The sequence below is a fragment of the Streptomyces sp. NPDC048411 genome (genome assembly GCF_040704695.1).
Lineage (GTDB): Bacteria > Actinomycetota > Actinomycetes > Streptomycetales > Streptomycetaceae > Streptomyces.
The window spans coordinates 21,639-38,070 of record NZ_JBEZKL010000047.1 but is presented as its reverse complement, the minus strand read 5'-3'; the positions used below and the strand labels follow the sequence as shown (position 1 = coordinate 38,070).

Below are 16,432 nucleotides of genomic sequence, written 5' to 3'. Positions count from 1 at the left end.
GCCGGAGTCCGGGCCGATGGGCGGTGGCGGTCCCGTCGTAGCGGGTGGTTTGGGCCTCGCCGTCCCATGCGTCGGTTGATGCGTCGACAGACAGTGCTGTGCCCGCCGGGGGCGAACCCGTCGTCCCCCCGGTGGCCTGCACAGGCCCGGCCGTGACGCCTGCGACGGGTGATCTGTTGGAGCCGTCGACCCCTGCCCGGCAGGGGCACAGGCAGTGCTGTGCCGGTCCGGGTCAGGATGTGATCGTGATCCGGAAGACGGGGTGGTCGGGGGCGATGCGGCGCAGCTCCTCGACGGACGAATCCGGGCCGACGCCGGCGAAGAAGACCCCTACCTCCGCCTTCCAGCGCTTGAGGTAGGCACGCAGCAGTTCCGGCTTCTCGTCGTCGGCGATCTCGGCGGCGGTGAAGACGTCGGTCTTCTTGCCGAGATGGAGCTCACCGCTGCCGGCAGCCCGCATGTTGTGCGTCCACTGGACATGGCCACGCGGCGCGACGAGATACTGCTGCCCGTCCACGGTCAGGAGGTTGACCGGGGTGCGCCGCCACTCGCCGCTCTTGCGGCCGCGGACGGCCAGGACTCTCGATCCCCAGACGCTGATGCCGCGCCGGGTGATCCAGGCGACGGTGCGGTTGAAGACGTTGACCGTGAACCAGCCGGGCTTCTGCACATGCACGGACATGAGATTCTCCTCATTGGAAAGTGTGAGCACTGCTCTCGCTTGAGATCAGTGTGCACGAGGTTGGTGCTCAAAAGCAAGAGCACTGCTCTCCTTATTGGTCGGTGCTCCAATCCGTGGCAGACTGAGCTCCATGAGCACCATCAGAGGAGCCAGGGAACGGGCCCGTATCGAAGTCACCGCAGCCATCAAGGACGAGGCGAGAAAGCAGCTCGCAGCCGACGGCGCCGCGAAACTCTCGCTGCGCGCCGTCGCACGTGAGCTGGGCATGGTCTCGTCCGCGCTGTACCGGTACTTCCCCAGCCGCGACGACCTGCTCACGGCCCTCATCGTCGATGCGTACGACGCCGTGGGCGAGGCCGCCGAGACCGCTCACCGGGCCTCGTGCGACGTCCCACCCGTACCCGCCGCACATCTCGCCCGCTGGATCGCGGTCGCCTGCGCCGTACGCGAGTGGGCCCTCGTCCACCCCCATGAGTACGCCCTGATCTACGGCTCGCCCGTGCCCGGGTACACGGCACCCCAGACGACCGTCGGCCCCGCCTCCCGCGTCGGCCTCGTCTTCATCGGGATCGTTGAAGACGCCCACCGCACGGACGGCCTCGCTGTGCCGCCTCTCACCGCCGAACTGCGGCCCGAGGCCGAGCGGATGGCCGCCGACCTGGCACCCGATCTCCCTCCGGCGGTCGTCGCCCCTCTCGTGGCCGCGTGGTCGCAGCTCATGGGACTGATCTCCTTCGAGATCTTCGGCCAGTTCACCCGGATCGTCGAAGCCCGGGAGGCCTTCTTCCGGCAGGCGGTCGCCGACCTGGCCCGTAACGTCGGACTGCTCGACGACCGGGCCGACCGCCCGGCCACCAGCAGCGCCGGTGCCTGAGCCTGCCCGGCCACATGTCCGCCTATCGGCCCGGCCGGATATCTCGCCTGCGCCGACCGGGGTACTCCACAGGGAGTACGTGTGATCACCACGCCCAGCTGACGCCGCCGTCGACGCCCGCGGTCTAGCGTTGCCGGTATGGAAGAGCAGCGCTCACACGGAAGCGGCGGTCCCCCCTGGGAGCAAGGCGGACCGCCGCGGCGGCGGCCCTGGGCGCACGCTGCCCCCGTGGGCCCCCGGGGGGCTTGGGGCCTCTGGGGACACGACGGGCCGCCGCGCTGGCTGACGGGGATGCGCGAGCGGTCCGCTGCCCGGCTGCCCTGGCCATCCACCGTCCTCCTCGGTGCGATTGTCATGATCGGCACGTCCGTCGCCGCGCGCGGTCAGCTCGGTGAGCGCGCCCCGTTGGACCTCTTCGCCCGGGTGCTGCTCTTCATCGCCGTCGCCGTACTGCTGCTGCGCCACCGCCACCCCGTCCTGGTGGTCTTCGTCAGTGCGGCCGCGGCCATGGTCTATCTGGGCGCCGGGTATCCGTACGGCCCGGTTTTCCTGGCGGTCGCCGTCGGCTGCTTCAGCGCGGTTGTCGCGGGGCACCGGCGGGCGGCCTGGACGGCCGTGGGAATGGTGTGGCTGGGCCACCTGCTGATGGCGCACTGGCTCTACCGGTGGCTGCCGCCGAGCGGCGACTCGGCTGCGCCCTGGGGGCAGGAACTGGGCGTCGCTGCCTGGGTGGTGGCGATCGTCGCGGCAGCGGAGTTCGTACGCGTACGCCGCGAGCAGTGGGCCGCCCAGCGTGCCCAACGGGAGGCCGCCGAGAAGCGACGGGCCGACGAGGAGCGGCTCCGGATGGCCCGGGAGCTCCATGACGTGCTCGCCCACAGCATCTCCGTCATCAATGTCCAGGCAGGCGTCGGACTCGCGCTCCTCGACTCCGACCCGGAACTGGCCCGCAGCGCCCTCACCACGATCAAGGCGGCCAGCAAGGAGGCGCTCGGCGAGGTCCGTCAGGTCCTCGACACGCTCCGTACTCCTGGAGACGCCCCCAGGGCCCCGGCCCCCGGGCTCGACCGGCTGCCCGAGCTGGTCGACCAGGCGGCGAGCGCCGGACTGTCCGTCACGGTGGAGACCGAGGGCGTACGCGGCGTCGTCCCGCCCGGTACGGATCTGGCCGCCTTCCGGATAGTGCAGGAGGCGTTGACGAACGTGGTCCGGCATTCGGGCTCGCGGACCGCACGGGTCCGGATCGGTTACGGGACCGGCCGCGTACGGCTCCGTATCGACGACGACGGCCCCGTCACCGGCAGCGAGGCGGGCGGCAGTGGCAACGGGCTGGCCGGCATGCGGGAGCGGGCCGCCGCGCTGGGCGGCACGATCGAGGCGGGACCCCGGGCCGACGGCGGCTTCCGGGTGCGGGCCGAGCTTCCCCTGTACTCGGCATCGAGCGTGGACTCCGCGTCGGCCATGGACACTGTGCAGCACACAACGGAGGAGAGAGCGTGATCCGCGTACTGCTCGCCGATGACCAGCTGCTGGTCCGCGCAGGATTCCGAGCTCTGCTGGACGCCCAGCCGGACATCGAGGTGGCGGGGGAGGCCGCCAACGGGGCGGAAGCCGTGCGTCTGGTGCGCGAACTGCGCCCGGATACCGTGCTGATGGACATTCGCATGCCGCATCTCGACGGTCTCGTCGCGACCCGCACCATCACCGGCGACCCCGAGCTGAACGACGTCAAGGTGGTCATGCTCACCACCTTCGAGCTCGACGAGTACGTCTTCGAGGCGATCCGGTCCGGCGCCTCCGGTTTTCTGGTCAAGGACACCGAACCGGAGGAACTTCTGCGGGCGGTACGGGCCGTGGTGGCCGGTGACGCCCTGCTCTCGCCCGGGGTGACGCGCCGCCTGATCGCCGAGTTCGCGGCCCGTTCCAAGGAGCCCGCGGCTGACGTCGGCCTGGGCGAACTGACCGAACGGGAAAGGGAAGTGATGGCACTGGTCGGCATCGGTCTGTCCAACGAGGAGATCGCCCGCCGGCTGGTCGTCAGCCCGCTCACCGCCAAGACCCATGTCAGCCGTGCCATGGTGAAGCTGGGCGCACGCGATCGGGCCCAACTGGTCGTACTCGCCTATGAGTCGGGCCTCGTGCGTCCCGGCTGGCTCGGCTGAGACGGAGCCTGCGGGCGGAGAGCTCCCATCGGGCGACCGCGCCCCCGGCGGGGGAATCCCCACAACACATCGACGAGGCGGGCGACGAAGACGACGGCCGAGACGACGGCCCCGCTCAGGAGCACCACTCGCTCCGCCGTGCGCGGCAGATCCAGGAAGACGGTGGGCGCGGCGACGGCGATGAACGCGGCCACGGCCAGAACAGCGCCGCTGACCAGGGCGAAGACGATCTCGATGGTCATCGCGTCCCGGTCTTCCTGACTTCGTCGTCCCATGTCCGAAGTGTCACAGGGGCGGTGGGCTGCGGGCAAGGATGCCTCGCCGCCCACCGCCCCTTTCCCCCGCGCCGGTTGGTCATCGGGGCAGTGGACCGGCCGGTCAGCCCCGGACCGCCACCTTCTCGGCGGCCGCCGCCTCCGCGGCCGCCCGGTCGCCGGCGGACGACGCGACCAGCACGGTGTGCTGAGCGGGCCGGCCGCGGCGCAGGCCGGTCAAGGTGATCAGCAGTCCGATGAACGCGATCACCGTCACCACCAGCAGGCCGGGACGGTAGCTGTCGAGAACCGCCTGCGGGGAGCCGTCGCCGCTGCCATGCGCCGTGATCACCGCGGTGACGACGGCCAGGAGGACTGCCCCGCCGACCTGGATCGAGGTGTTCAGCAGACCGGAGACCATGCCCTGCTCCTCGTCGTCCACTCCGTTGGTGGCCTGGATGTTGAGCGACGGGAAGGTCAGCGCGCACGCCGCCCCGAGCAGCAGCATGGACGGCAGGATGACCGCCGCGTACGACGGAGTGAGGGTGATCCGCAGGAAGAGTGCGTAGCCGACGACGAGGAAGGTGAAGCCGGCGGCGATCACGCGCGGCGTCCCGAACCGGTCCACCACAGCGCCGATCTTCGTCGACGACAGTGCGACCAGCACACCGGCGGGCAGGAAGGCCAGCGCGGTCTCCAGCGCGGACCAGCCGAGGAGCGACTGCATGTACTGGGTGACCAGGAATTGGAAGCCGACATAGCTGCCGAAGAACGCTGCGGCGCCGAGCTGGGCCCTGACCTGGCTGCCGGACCGGAGCACGCCGAGCCGGATCAGCGGGTTCGCGGTACGCCGTTCGATGGTGACGAAGACGGAGAGCAGGACGGCGACGGCGAGGAACGAAAGCAGCGTGCGGGCGGACGCCCAGCCGGCCTCAGGGGCCTGCACGACGGTGAATACCACCAGGAGCATGGAGGCCGTGCCGGTGACGGCGCCCGGGAGGTCGTACCCGCGGCGGGTGTTCTCACGGTCGCTGTGCGGGATCAGCTTCAGGCCCGCGACCAGGGCGAGCAGTGCGATGGGGGCGGGCAGCAGCATGGTCCAGCGCCAGGACAGCTGGGTGAGGAGTCCCGACAGCACCAGGCCCATGGAGAAGCCGGTGGCCGCGCAGGTGGTGTAGATGGACAGGGCGCGGTTGCGCTGCGGCCCCTCCTTGAACGTCGTGGTGATGATGGAGAGCCCGGCCGGTGCGGTGAATGCGGCGCTCAGACCCTTGATGAAGCGGCTGGTGATCAGGAGTGGTCCGGAGTCGACGAACCCGCCGAGCAGCGAGGCGAGGGCGAAGACGCCAAGGGCGATCAGGAAGACCTGGCGCCTGCCGAGGAGGTCGGCCGCACGTCCACCGAGGAGCAGCAGTCCGCCGTAGCCGAGGATGTAGCCGCTGACGACCCACTGCAGGGTCGAGGTGGTCAGACCGAGATCGTCGGCGATGGACGGCAGAGCGACGCCGACCATGGAGACGTCGAGCGCGTCCAGGAACATCGCGGCGCAGAGCACGAGCAGGGTGCCCCACAGCCGCGGGCTCCAACGCTCATGGGAATCAGGGACGTTGAGCGGAGTGGTCATGATGAGGAGAGTACATGCGTATGCATTGAATGCAAGTGCATTTAATTCCGATGCAACAATTGGCCTCTTCTCTGCTAACGTGCGGACATGGCCGCGAACAAGCCCGAGCACGTGCTCGTCGACGAATGGCGGGACATCCTTGCGCTGCACGCCAGGACGTTGTGCGAACTCGATCGCGAGCTGCATCGGTACGGCCTCGGCGCCAGTGACTTCGAGGTGCTCGACGTCCTCGCGGAGGGTGCGTCGGAGGACGGCGGCGCCGCCTTTCGCGTACAGGAGCTGGCGTCCCGGGTCCATCTCAGCCAGAGTGCACTCTCGCGCCTGGTCGCGCGGCTGGAGAAGGACGATCTCGTCTGCCGCGGGATGTGCAGCGAGGACCGCCGCGGCGTCCGGGTCGAGCTGACGGCCAAGGGTCGGGCGCGCCATGCCGAGGTGAAGCCGTTGCAGCGTTCGGTGCTCGCCCGGATGCTGAACGGCGCGACCGGCTGAGTGGGGTGCGGACCACGGCGGAGGTGGTCCGCACCTGCCGGTACGCCGGTCAGGACCAGGTGATCCCCGAGGTTTCCCGCCACAGGCGTGCGAGCCCCCGGTCGCCGGATACCGTGACCGCCGTGAGCGGCCGCCGGTTCCAGAGCGTGAGATAGAGCTCCTCGGCCGTTCCGCTCAACTCGCAGTCCGCACACTCCTCTTCGGATCCTGCCCCCGTGGTGCGGACGGCCTGCGGCGGCTCAGCCGAGAGTCGCACGGTCCACGCGGCGTCCGTGTCCGTGGCGTGCACCCGCAGCGTACGCGAGACATCGGTGCGCACCCGCCTCTTCGGGCGGGCGTGGAACCCGCGCAGCAGCTCGTCGATCCCGTCCAGCGCAAGACCGGCCGCCACCGGTGACAGGGGACCGCGGCGCGGACTCGGCGTCCGCCCGGTGAATCGTCGTCTTGTGCGAACGGGACCCGCCTGAGTACACCTGCTCAATCGGGCATCAGTACGTGAGACGTGCGTACGTCGATCAGGTGCGGGTCACCGCATGGCGAGCCGCATGGCCCAGCACGGACGCCGCGGCCGCCAGCACCGCCACCGTCGTCAGAGCGACGGGCAGCGAGAGCCAGTCGGCCAGGAACCCGATCGCGGGCGGCCCCAGCAGCATCCCGCCGTAGCCGATCGTCGACGCGACGGCCACTCCGCTCGGACCGGCCAGCTCGCCGGCCCGGCCGACGGCGACGGGAAAGATGTTGGCCAGCCCGAGACCGGCGACGGCGAAGCCGAGCAGGGCGAGCCAGGTGGTCGGGGCGAGCGAGCCGAGGAGCATGCCGGCCGCACCGGTGGCGCCGCCTGTGACGAGCGTGCGGGTCTGCCCGAGTCGTTCCAGCAGCGCGGTGCCGGTGAGCCGGCCCGCGGTCATGGCCAGGGCGAACAGGGAGTATCCGGCGGCGGCGATGCCCGGGCGGGCGTGCAGGTCCTGTTCCAGGTGGAGCGCGCTCCAGTCGGCCAGTGCGCCTTCCCCGTACGCGGTGCAGAGCGCGATCACACCGAACAGCAGCACCGCGTTGCGGGCGCGCCCGGTCATCCGGCGCGGCTGCTCGCTGAGCTCGGCCACGGATACGGTTCGGGGCGCCCGGTGCCGCAGCAGAGTCGGTCCGGCGGCGGCGGTGACGAGCAGTCCGACCCCGGTGAGGACGCAGAGATGGGTGGCGGGGGAGAGCCCGCCGGCGACCATTCCGCCGAGGCCGGCGCCGAGCATGCCGCCGAGGCTGAACGCGGCGTGGAAGCTCGGCATCACGGGGCGCCGCAGACTGGCGACGAGATCCACCGCGGCGCTGTTCAGCGCCACGTTCATCGCACCGTACGCCGCACCGAAGACCAGCAGCGCCGAACCGAGCGCGAGCGCCGAATGCGTCTGCGCGGGCAGGGCGATGGCGAGTGAGAGGAGCACTCCGCAGACCACGGTCACGTGGTGGCTGCCGAACCGTCGGCAGAGCCCGCCGGCGAGCATCATGGTGATGACCGCCCCGGCGGAGACGCCGAGCAGTGCGAGGCCGAGGGCGGAGGCGGAGGCGCCCGTCTGGTGCTTGATGGCCGGGATGCGGACCACCCAGCCGGCGAAGAGGAAACCGTCGAGGGCGAAGAACACGGTCAGTGCGGTACGGAGGCGGGCCGACGTGGGTGGGGCGGTGTCTCCGCAGGGTCCCCCCGGTAGGGCCGTCCGCAGTTTGTTTAGTTGCGGCACAAACTCAGCATAGGGGCCCACGGACAACAGACGCAAGACGGTCTCCTGCCGGAGCATTCAGCGGCATCCGGCCCGGTGGTGCAGGTCGGTCTCCGTGACCGGAAACCGGCAGAAGTCCGCCGCCAGTGCGTCGGCAGCGGCTCCGGATCGTGGGAGACTCGGCCCCATGAACGGCAAGGCGACCACCACCCGGACGAAGTTGGAGAGGGGCCGGAGCGCGCTCGGACCCGCGCTGGAGCTGGTCCACACCGGACGCGCGCCCACCCGCGCCGTGCTCACCTCCGAGCTCGGCGTCACCCGTGCGACCGCCGGCGCGGTCGCCGCGGAGCTGGCGGCGCTCGGCCTCATCCGCGTCGACTCCAGCCCCGGTTCCGCAGCCGGCTCACAGGGCCGCCCCTCGCACCGGCTGGCCGTCCGGGAGTCCGGTCCGGTCGCCGTCGCCGCGCAGGTGCATGCCGACGGGTTCCGCGCCGCGCTGGTCGGGCTCGGCGGGCGGCTCGTCGCCACCGCCCCCGGCTGTGTCACGGTCACATCGGACCCGGCGCAGGTCGTGGGCGAAGTCGTCGACGCATGTGCCCAGTTGCTGCGCGACAGCGGACTACGCTGCGTCGGCGCGGGACTCGCCGTCCCCTCCGCCGTTGCCGAGCCGGAGGGCACCGCGCTCAACCCGCTGCACATCGCCTGGCCGGCAGGCGCCCCGGTCCGCGAGATCTTCGCCACGTGTGTACGGGAAGCGGGCATCCCCGGCCCCGCGTTCACCGGCAACGATGTCAACCTCGCCGCGCTCGCCGAACACCGGCACGGCGCCGGCCGCGGGGCCCAGCACCTGCTCTGCGTGGCGACGGGTCACCGTGGCGTCGGCGGTGCCCTTGTCCTCGACGGCCGTCTGCACGCAGGCAGTTCGGGTCTGGCCCTGGAGGTCGGCCATCTCACCGTGAACCCGGAAGGGCGTCCCTGCCACTGCGGCGGGCGCGGCTGCCTCGACGTCGAAACCGATCCGCTCGCCTTCCTGACCGCCGCCCGCCGGGAACCGGGCCCCGAGGAATCCCTGCTCAAGCAGGCGAGCGACCTGCTGCGTACGGAGTACGAGGACGCGGCGGTACGGAACGCGGCCGAGGAACTCATCGACCGGCTCGGCCTCGGCCTGGCCGGGCTGGTCAACATCCTCAACCCGGACCGCATCATCCTCGGCGGGCTGCACCGTGCACTGCTCGACGCGGACCCGGAGCGACTGCGCGCGGTGGTCGCCGACCGCAGCCTCTGGGGGCGCAGCGGCAGCGTGCCGATCCTGCCCTGCACTCTCGACCACAACAGCCTCGTGGGCGCGGCGGAACTGGCTTGGCAGCCCGTCCTCGACGATCCGCTGGCCGCACTTGCCTGAACCGGCGGGTGAGGTCCGGCGCCGCTACCGCGTTGCCTCCGGGACGAGAGCGAAGGCCTCGATCTCCAGCAGCAGTTCGGGGCGGAACAGCGCAGCGACCTGGACGGCGGAGCTTGCGGGCAGGCGTTCGGGGGCGATGTACGCGTCACGTGCTGTGCGGACGGCGGGCAGATGGGCGATGTCGGTCACGTAATAGGTGAGTTTGACGATGTCGTCGAAGGACGCACCGGCGGCCGCCAGGCAACGACGCAGGTTCTCGAACACCTGCCGTGCCTGCGCAGCGGCATCACCCGCTCCCACGACGTCGCCGTTCGCGTCGAGAGCCACCTGCCCGGAGACGGCGACGAGCCGGCCGGAGCCGGTGACGACGTGGGTGTACCCGACTCCCGGCGTGACGCCCTCCGGGTCCGTGATGTGTGTGAGATGCGTGTTGTCCATGGTGGCATCCTCACCCGCAGGGGAGCGTTGGCACCAGCGCATATGTGTCGGGATCAGAGGCGGCCCACGCGGTACACGTCCCGCGCACGGACGTTGAGAGCGGTGGCGGCCACGATGACAGCGGCGCAGACCCGAAGCACCGGCCTGCCGGCCCGGACGTGCGCTGTCTCGGACTGCGCCCCGTCACTGCGAACTGCGCCACGGTGAGCGGCCCGCCCCCCGGTGGATGCGGGGGACGGGCCAGTTGTCAGCAAGGAGGTTCGATCTCACAGCACTTGAGGTTGGGGGCTGGGGATGGAGCTCCGCGGCGGGGCGTGTGTCACGCCTTGCTGTTGTAGTAGGTGACGTCCCAGTGGCTCCCCTCCCGTGCGTAGACGTTGCCGGCGGGGGACTTGTACTGGGCTGCGCCGTCGCCGCGCTTTCCCGCCTTCTTGAACGTCCGGGTGATGTAGGTATCGACGCAGGGGTACTGGGTGGAGACGTCGACCTTGTAGCCGTTGCGGTGGCTGTAGGTGCCGGAGGCGTGGCCCTTCTCGGTGCCGCCGGTGATGACCACCGTGCAGTTGCTGGCCTTCTTGAAGGCGATGACTCCCGAGATCGTCGCCTTGTTGATGTTGGTGAAGGACGTGCACGAATTCCGGTTCCAGTCGGAACAGCCGCCACTGGAGGTCGACGGGATGCCCGCCTTCTTGAGCTGGGCGGCAGCATCGGCATGCCGCGCGTACTTCGCCGGGGCGGCCTCTGCTGTGCCTGCGGCGAGCAGGAGGGATGCAAACACTGCCACTGCGGCGCGGGCGGACAGGCGTCCAGTGCTCCTCAAGACGTCACTCTCTTTCTGCGGTCGGCGGAGCGCTGCCCTGGTGGGCGAATTGCTCCGATGCCTGAGGATCATGCCCAGCAGAAAAGGCGCACCTTATCCCTCATAAAGGTGGAAATGGAATGCCGAAGTGGACGCCATCCGGTGCATCAAGGCTGGTGAATGGGCGGCACTGAATACCCATCGGCGACGCGACCTTCCCTCGGACCGGGTGAGCTCCCGGAACCCCCTGGCCGGGCATCAGTTCGCTGCTGGGCCGAACATGAAGGCCCATGCCGGATTCCCGGTCAGGATGGAGTCCGGTGACCGGCCGAGATGGCCGAGGATCACCCGAGCGGTGACACTCCCGAATCCCCTCGCAGCAGGTCCAGCACGTCGAGTGCGCCGGTGCCCAGTTCCTGGTGGACGGCGACCGGCGCGCCCGTACGGTGGTGCGCCTCGGCGGCCGCCTTCATGGTGAGGCGGGCGTGGGTGTCGATGCCGTGGAAGCGCCCGCGACCTTGATCGGGCCGGCCCGCGCATCTGTGGTGCCGATCCCCTGCGTCAGCTCCCTGACGAACAGGTCGGCGAGGTCGTCCCGGATCCTGTCGAGCAACTCCCCCGAGTGGCACGCCGCTTGCGCCGCCCGGCAGTTGCTGATGGTCCGTCACTAGCCCTCGACCAACTGGAGGGCCCTATGGTCAGCGGCCATGGCATCACTGGGCACCACGGAATCCGTTGTCTCCTCTCCCTCCCGGTCAGCTCTCCCTCGGTCGTATCTGTTCTGGCTCGCGGGGACCCGAGCCTCTCTGGTCGGTGACGCAGCCCTCTACTTTGCTCTCGGCTGGGCGGCCAGTGCCCACGGCGGTCAGATGGCCGCGCTGGTGCTGACCGCGATCACGCTGCCGCGGACCGTGCTCCTGTTGCTGGGCGGTGCAGTAGGTGACCGCTTCGGCGCCCGCCGCGTGATGGTCACCGGCGATGTGGCGATGCTCGCAGCTGTACTCGCCCTGGCCGTGGCGGCCCGGACCTGGGGGACGCCGCCATGGATGCTGCTCGGGTTCGCCGCTGTGGTCGGGACGGTCGATGCGTTCTATCTCCCCGCGACGGGATCCATGCCGCGCCGCCTGGTGAGCACGGAACAACTGCCCCGGGCGATGGCCCTTCGGCAGGCCGGCGGCCAGGTGGCCTCCCTGTTCGGGGCCCCGCTGGGGGCGGTGCTGGTGGCGATGGCGGGCCTGAGCGGGACGGCCCTGGTCGACGCGGGCACGTTCGCTGCCGTCCTGGCCGTCATGGTGTGGGTGCGCCCGACGGCCGAGGCGGAGCGGTCCCCTCGCGCGGAGAGCCTGCTTGCGGGGATCGTCGGCGGGGTGAAGCTCGCGGCGACGGATCCCGTCCTTCGACCCGCGCTGCTGCTGACGGCAGCGGCTGCGGCGGGGCTGCTGCCGGCGGTTGCCCTGCTCAGCCCGCTGCTGGCCCGTTCCAACGGCTGGGGGCCGGGATCGGCGGGCCTGGTCGCCGCAGGGCAGGGCGTCGGAATACTCCTGGCCGCGCTGCTGGCTGCCCGCCTGGGTCCTATGCGCCGGATCGGCATGGGCACGAGCTTGGGCCTGGCGCTCGCCGCGGTGGGACTTGCCGGACTCGCAATGGCTCCAGCGCCTGCCGCAGCCATTGCCGCGGCCGTGGTCGTCGGTGCGGGGTCGGGCATGTTCGCGTGTCACATGGGCCCGCTGGTCCTGGCCGGTGCCCCGGACACGCACGTGTCCCGGGTCCAGTCGCTGCTGACGCTCGTGCAGAGCTTGGCGCTGGTGGTGGCGAACAACGTGCTGGGCTGGCTCGCGAACGCGGCCGGTGCCAGGAGTGCGATCGTGCTGTGCGCTGTCCTCGGCTGCGTGGCCGGAGTCACCGGTTTGGCCTCGACATCACTGCGGGGTCTGCGTCGGGCCGGGTCATAGACCGGGCGTCGAGGACGACCGGGCCGGCGCTCGTACAGAACGTGCGGTTCGACCCGGTCGATGGTGAAGCCGTCCACGAAGCGGGCGTATCCGAGGGGATCGGCAAGGCCGTTCGTCCGCGCAATGGGAGCAGCCGCCGGACCGCCACGTACTCCCGCGGGGGTACGTGCACTGCCGCTGGCCGTACGACGACTCGGACCCGTTCCCGGGGCCAGGCTCGGATGCGTCGGCAGAACGCCGACCGAGAACTCCGAACCGAGGGAGCTGACCGAGATGAACACCCTGGCCTACTCCGGTGGACCCGGGCCGTGGATTTTCCTCTTCCCACTGGTCTGGGCAGCAATCGCCGTCACCGTCGTCACCGTGCTGCGCCGTACCGTGGGGCGAGGCGGCCGACGCGGCCCCTGGGGCCCCCGCGCCGCGCACAGCGGCCCCGCCGCCTTCGGTGAACAGTCGCCCATCACTCTGCTCGGCCGCCGCTTCGCCGCGGGCGAGATCGACGAGGACGAGTACTGGCGCCGGCTCTCCGTCCTGGACGAGCAGTTCGGCCTCACCGGCCGGCGAGGTGCGGCATGACCACGACCATCCGCACCGGGGCCGCCACCGCCGCCCGCGTCGTCGACGCCGTGAAGGTCTACGGTACGGGCGACACCGAGGTCACGGCCCTGGACAGGGTGAGCGTCGACTTCCCGGCCGGCCGCTTCACCGCGATCATGGGTCCCTCCGGCTCCGGAAAATCCACCCTGATGCACTGCGCCGCCGGACTTGACACACTCACCTCCGGTTCCGCCCTCATCGGCGACACGGACCTCAGCGCGCTCGACGACCGCAGTCTCACCCTGCTGCGCCGACAGCGCATCGGCTTCGTCTTCCAGGCCTTCAACCTCATCCCGACCCTCACCGTCGCCGAGAACATCACCCTCCCCATCGACCTCGCGGGGGAGCGCGGCGACCGGGAGTGGATCGACGCGCTCATCGACACCGTGGGATTGCGGGACCGGCTGCACCACCGGCCCAGCGAACTCTCCGGCGGCCAGCAGCAGCGGGTCGCCGTGGCCCGCGCCTTCGCGGGCAACCCCGACGTCGTCTTCGCCGACGAACCGACGGGCAACCTCGACTCCCGGGCCGGACAGGAGGTGCTGCGGCTCCTCGGCCGCACCGTTCGCCGGACCTCCCGTACGGTCGTCATGGTCACCCATGACCCGGTCGCCGCAGCCCACGCGGACGAGGTCGTCTTTCTCGCCGACGGGCGCCTCGTCGACCGCCTGCTGGACCCCACCGCGGAGCGCGTGTTCGACCGGCTCAAGGCCTTCGACCCGGCGCCGGGCGCCACGGCGGTATTGCCATGACCGGCGCTCGCGCCTCCGTGCGCCTCAGCGTCTCCTCGCTCCGCGCCCACAAGCGTCGTTTCGCAGGCATGTTCACCGCCGTTCTGCTCGGCGTCGCCTTCCTCGCGGGCACGCTCGTCATGGGGGACACCCTGCGCGCCGGCTTCGACACGATGTTCGCGAACGCCGCCGCCGGTACGGACGCGGTCGTCCGCAGTACGAATGTGGTGACCGTGCCCGGTGAAGGGCAAGGCACCCGGCAGCCGGTGAGCACCACCCTCCTGAAGAGGATCGCGCAGACGCGGGGCGTCGCCGCCGCGGCTCCCGACATCCAGGGCGCCGGGCAGCTGATCGGTGCCGACGGCAAGCCCATCGGCGGCCAGGGCCCGCCCACCGTCGCCGGCAACTGGATCCAGGACCCGGAGCTCAACCCTTACAAGCTCGCCGAGGGGCGGGCCCCGTCCCGGTCCGGCGAGGTCGTCATCAACCGGGGTACCGCCGCCAGGGGAGGGCTGAAGATCGGCGACACGACCGTACTGCGCACTCCCGACCCCGTCCGCGTCACCGTCGTCGGCCTGGCCACCTTCGGCGGTGAGGACGGCATGGGCCAGGTCACCTTCACCGGGATGACGCAGGCCGACGCCGAGAAGTACCTGACCCCGAAGCCCGGCGAGGCGTCGAGCATCCAGGTGCGCGCCGCCCCCGGCACCAGTCAGCAGGAACTCGTGGACGCGCTGACTCCCGTGCTGCCCGCCGACACACAGGCCATCACCGGGCAGGCCTCCGCCGCCGAGAACCAGAGCATGATCTCCGGTGCGTTCCTCAGCCTGTTCACCACGCTGCTGCTGGTGTTCTCCGGGATAGTCCTGCTGGTCGCCACCTTCTCCATCCACAACACGTTCGCGATCGTCGTCGCGCAGCGCACCCGGGAGAACGCCCTGCTGCGCGCCCTCGGCGCGTCCCGCCGTCAGATCCTCGGCTCGACCCTCGGCGAGGCAACCGCGGTCGGCGTGCTCGCCTCCGTCGCCGGACTGGCAGGGGGCATCGGGGTCGCCGCCGGACTGCAGGCGCTCTTCCCCGCCGTCGGCTTCCCGTTCCCCGACGGCGCGCTGGTGATCAGCGGGATCTCGCTGCTGCTTCCGCTTGCCGTCGGCGTACTCGTCTGTCTCGGCTCGGCCCTCCTGCCCGCCGTCCGCGCGGGACGCACCGCACCGCTCGCGGCCCTGCGCGAGACCGCCGTCGACGGCTCGGCGGCCTCCCGGACCCGCTCCGTCACCGGTGTCACGTTGCTGCTCGCGGCGGTCGGCGCCATCCTGACCGGCGTCCTTGCCCATCCGTCCGTCTGGCCGTCGGCCGCCGGGGCGGTCCTGGCGCTCGCCGCCTTCGTGGTGCTCGGCCCGGCCGCGTCCACATACGCCGTACGGATCCTTGGCGCTCCACTCGACCGGCTGCGCGGTGTCACCGGCGCACTGGCCAGGCGCAACGCGCTGCGCAGCCCCAAGCGGACCGCCGCCACCGCGACCGCGCTGATGATCGGCGTCGCGGTCGTCTCGCTCTTCACCGTCTTCGGCGCCTCGCTGAAGGCCACCATGAACCAGACCGTGGACCGCTCCTTCGCCGGTGATGTCGCCATCAGCGCACCCGCGTTCGGCGCCGGCGGCAGCGGTCTCAGCCCCGCGCTCGCGCCCGCCGTCGGCCGGTTGCCCGAAGTGTCCACCGCGGTCGGCCTCGGCAAGGGCGTTGCGGAGGTCGACGGTGCGGGACGTGCCCTGACCGTCACCGACCCTGCCGCGCTCGCCAGGGTCTTCGACCTCGGCCCGGTCCGCGGATCGATGAACGCACTGGGCGCGAACGGCATCGCCGTGTCCGAAGCGGAGGCAGCCGAGCGCGGTCTGCACACCGGCTCCACTGCCCGGCTCACCTTCGCCGACGGCAAGCAGCAGACCTTCACGGTCCGCGCGGTCTACGAACGGTCGGAACTGGCGGGCACCTACGTCATCACCCGGCAGGCCTGGGCGCCGCACCGCGCGCAGGACTCCGACAGGCTCATCGCTGTGTCGTTCAGGGACGGGGTGTCGACCGCCGGCGGAAAGGCGGCAGTCCAGAAGACCGCCGCGGCGTACGGCAGTCCGGACGTACAGACCCGCGGAGAGTACGCGCGGTCCTCGGCCGCCCCCATCGACATGATGCTCACGCTCGTCTACGCGCTGCTGGCACTCGCCGTACTGATCGCCCTGCTCGGCATCGCCAACACCCTCACCCTGGCCATCCATGAACGCGCCAGGGAACTGGGCCTGTTGCGGGCCGTCGGACAGACCAGGAGTCAGCTGCGGACCATGGTCCGCTGGGAATCCGTCCTGGTCGCCGCGTTCGGAACAGCAGGCGGTCTGTTGCTCGGCGGCTTCCTCGGCTGGGTGCTCGTGAAGGCTTCCGAAGGCGCGGGCGACACCCCGTTCGCCTTCGCGCTGCCGCCCACACGGCTGCTGGTGGTCGCCCTGGTGGGGATCACTGCCGGGGTCCTGGCCGGCTGGCGACCGGCTCGGCGTGCGGCGCGCCTGGACGTGCTCCGCGCCATCGCCGCCGACTGAACACAGACAGTGAGTGCCGTGACCGGCAGTGTTTGCCCCATGAAAAGCGTCGTCCGATGCGTGTGATCGCAAGGCGGCCGGATCAGCGGGCGTGCTGGGCGGCGCGACGGGGCACAGCTTGCCGGGAG

General features: G+C 71.0%; 15 protein-coding genes and 2 pseudogenes. 9 read left to right on the top strand and 8 right to left on the bottom strand.

Annotated features, from left to right (window positions below; translation table 11 throughout):
- Positions 1 to 232: 232 nt before the first annotated feature.
- Positions 233 to 682, bottom strand: a complete 450-nt coding sequence (locus AB0915_RS18625; RefSeq protein ID WP_366692110.1) for a nitroreductase family deazaflavin-dependent oxidoreductase — start codon at positions 680 to 682, stop codon at positions 233 to 235.
- A gap of 130 nt (positions 683 to 812) precedes the next feature.
- Between AB0915_RS18625 and AB0915_RS18620 the strand changes: the two genes are divergently transcribed.
- The 3 genes from AB0915_RS18620 to AB0915_RS18610 all read left to right on the top strand — a co-directional run bounded on the left by AB0915_RS18620 (position 813) and on the right by AB0915_RS18610 (position 3,718).
- Complete coding sequence (locus AB0915_RS18620; RefSeq protein ID WP_366692109.1) at positions 813 to 1,556, top strand: TetR/AcrR family transcriptional regulator; 744 nt, start codon at positions 813 to 815, stop codon at positions 1,554 to 1,556.
- A gap of 291 nt (positions 1,557 to 1,847) precedes the next feature.
- Positions 1,848 to 3,056 carry a sensor histidine kinase gene (locus AB0915_RS18615; protein ID WP_366692108.1) on the top strand — a complete coding sequence of 403 codons (1,209 nt, stop codon included), beginning with the start codon at positions 1,848 to 1,850 and terminating at the stop codon, positions 3,054 to 3,056.
- Entirely contained in the window at positions 3,053 to 3,718 is a 666-nt protein-coding gene (locus AB0915_RS18610; protein WP_366692107.1) for a response regulator transcription factor, read from the top strand. Before AB0915_RS18615 ends, AB0915_RS18610 begins: the two co-directional genes overlap by 4 nt.
- Here AB0915_RS18610 and AB0915_RS18605 read toward each other — a convergent pair.
- Together AB0915_RS18605 and AB0915_RS18600 are read right to left on the bottom strand one after the other, a co-directional pair.
- Entirely contained in the window at positions 3,679 to 3,993 is a 315-nt protein-coding gene (locus AB0915_RS18605; RefSeq protein WP_366692106.1) for a DUF6332 family protein, read from the bottom strand. The genes AB0915_RS18610 and AB0915_RS18605 overlap by 40 nt on opposite strands.
- Before the next feature lie 103 nt (positions 3,994 to 4,096).
- Positions 4,097 to 5,596, bottom strand: a complete 1,500-nt coding sequence (locus tag AB0915_RS18600) for an MFS transporter (RefSeq protein WP_366692105.1) — start codon at positions 5,594 to 5,596, stop codon at positions 4,097 to 4,099.
- Between the two features lie 87 nt (positions 5,597 to 5,683).
- On the opposite strand from AB0915_RS18600, the gene AB0915_RS18595 reads away from it, so the two are divergent.
- Positions 5,684 to 6,085, top strand: a complete 402-nt coding sequence (locus AB0915_RS18595) for a MarR family transcriptional regulator (RefSeq protein WP_366692104.1) — start codon at positions 5,684 to 5,686, stop codon at positions 6,083 to 6,085.
- 49 nt (positions 6,086 to 6,134) lie between these two features.
- On the opposite strand, the pseudogene AB0915_RS18590 reads toward AB0915_RS18595, so the two are convergent.
- Positions 6,135 to 6,540, bottom strand: a pseudogene (locus tag AB0915_RS18590) (hypothetical protein); the annotation flags it as partial.
- A 60-nt stretch (positions 6,541 to 6,600) separates the two neighbouring features.
- Positions 6,601 to 7,818 (bottom strand): MFS transporter, encoded by a 1,218-nt coding sequence (locus AB0915_RS18585; RefSeq protein ID WP_366692103.1) that lies wholly within the window; start codon positions 7,816 to 7,818, stop codon positions 6,601 to 6,603.
- Positions 7,819 to 7,984: 166 nt separating this feature from the next.
- Here AB0915_RS18585 and AB0915_RS18580 point away from each other — a divergent pair, with 166 nt between their 5' ends.
- Entirely contained in the window at positions 7,985 to 9,199 is a 1,215-nt protein-coding gene (locus AB0915_RS18580; RefSeq protein ID WP_366692102.1) for an ROK family protein, read from the top strand.
- A gap of 24 nt (positions 9,200 to 9,223) precedes the next feature.
- Here the strand turns inward: AB0915_RS18580 and AB0915_RS18575 are convergent, their stop codons facing one another.
- The 3 genes and pseudogenes from AB0915_RS18575 to AB0915_RS18565 form a co-directional block, all read right to left on the bottom strand.
- Positions 9,224 to 9,637: a RidA family protein gene (locus AB0915_RS18575; RefSeq protein WP_366692101.1), complete on the bottom strand. Its 414-nt coding sequence runs from the start codon at positions 9,635 to 9,637 to the stop codon at positions 9,224 to 9,226.
- Between the two features lie 319 nt (positions 9,638 to 9,956).
- On the bottom strand, positions 9,957 to 10,457 hold the full coding sequence (locus AB0915_RS18570) for a hypothetical protein (RefSeq protein ID WP_366692100.1): 501 nt from the start codon (positions 10,455 to 10,457) through the stop codon (positions 9,957 to 9,959).
- Between the two features lie 288 nt (positions 10,458 to 10,745).
- A pseudogene (locus tag AB0915_RS18565) lies at positions 10,746 to 11,052 on the bottom strand (phosphotriesterase); the annotation flags it as partial.
- A 91-nt stretch (positions 11,053 to 11,143) separates the two neighbouring features.
- Between AB0915_RS18565 and AB0915_RS18560 the strand changes: the two are divergent.
- The 4 genes from AB0915_RS18560 to AB0915_RS18545 all read left to right on the top strand — a co-directional run bounded on the left by AB0915_RS18560 (position 11,144) and on the right by AB0915_RS18545 (position 16,304).
- Positions 11,144 to 12,388, top strand: coding sequence for an MFS transporter (locus AB0915_RS18560; RefSeq protein ID WP_366692099.1), 1,245 nt, complete (start codon positions 11,144 to 11,146; stop codon positions 12,386 to 12,388).
- 273 nt (positions 12,389 to 12,661) lie between these two features.
- Positions 12,662 to 12,964, top strand: coding sequence for an SHOCT domain-containing protein (locus tag AB0915_RS18555; protein ID WP_366692098.1), 303 nt, complete (start codon positions 12,662 to 12,664; stop codon positions 12,962 to 12,964).
- Positions 12,961 to 13,737: an ABC transporter ATP-binding protein gene (locus AB0915_RS18550; protein ID WP_366692097.1), complete on the top strand. Its 777-nt coding sequence runs from the start codon at positions 12,961 to 12,963 to the stop codon at positions 13,735 to 13,737. The genes AB0915_RS18555 and AB0915_RS18550 overlap by 4 nt, the downstream gene beginning before the upstream one ends.
- Complete coding sequence (locus tag AB0915_RS18545; RefSeq protein ID WP_366692096.1) at positions 13,734 to 16,304, top strand: FtsX-like permease family protein; 2,571 nt, start codon at positions 13,734 to 13,736, stop codon at positions 16,302 to 16,304. Before AB0915_RS18550 ends, AB0915_RS18545 begins: the two co-directional genes overlap by 4 nt.
- Positions 16,305 to 16,432: the final 128 nt, after the last annotated feature.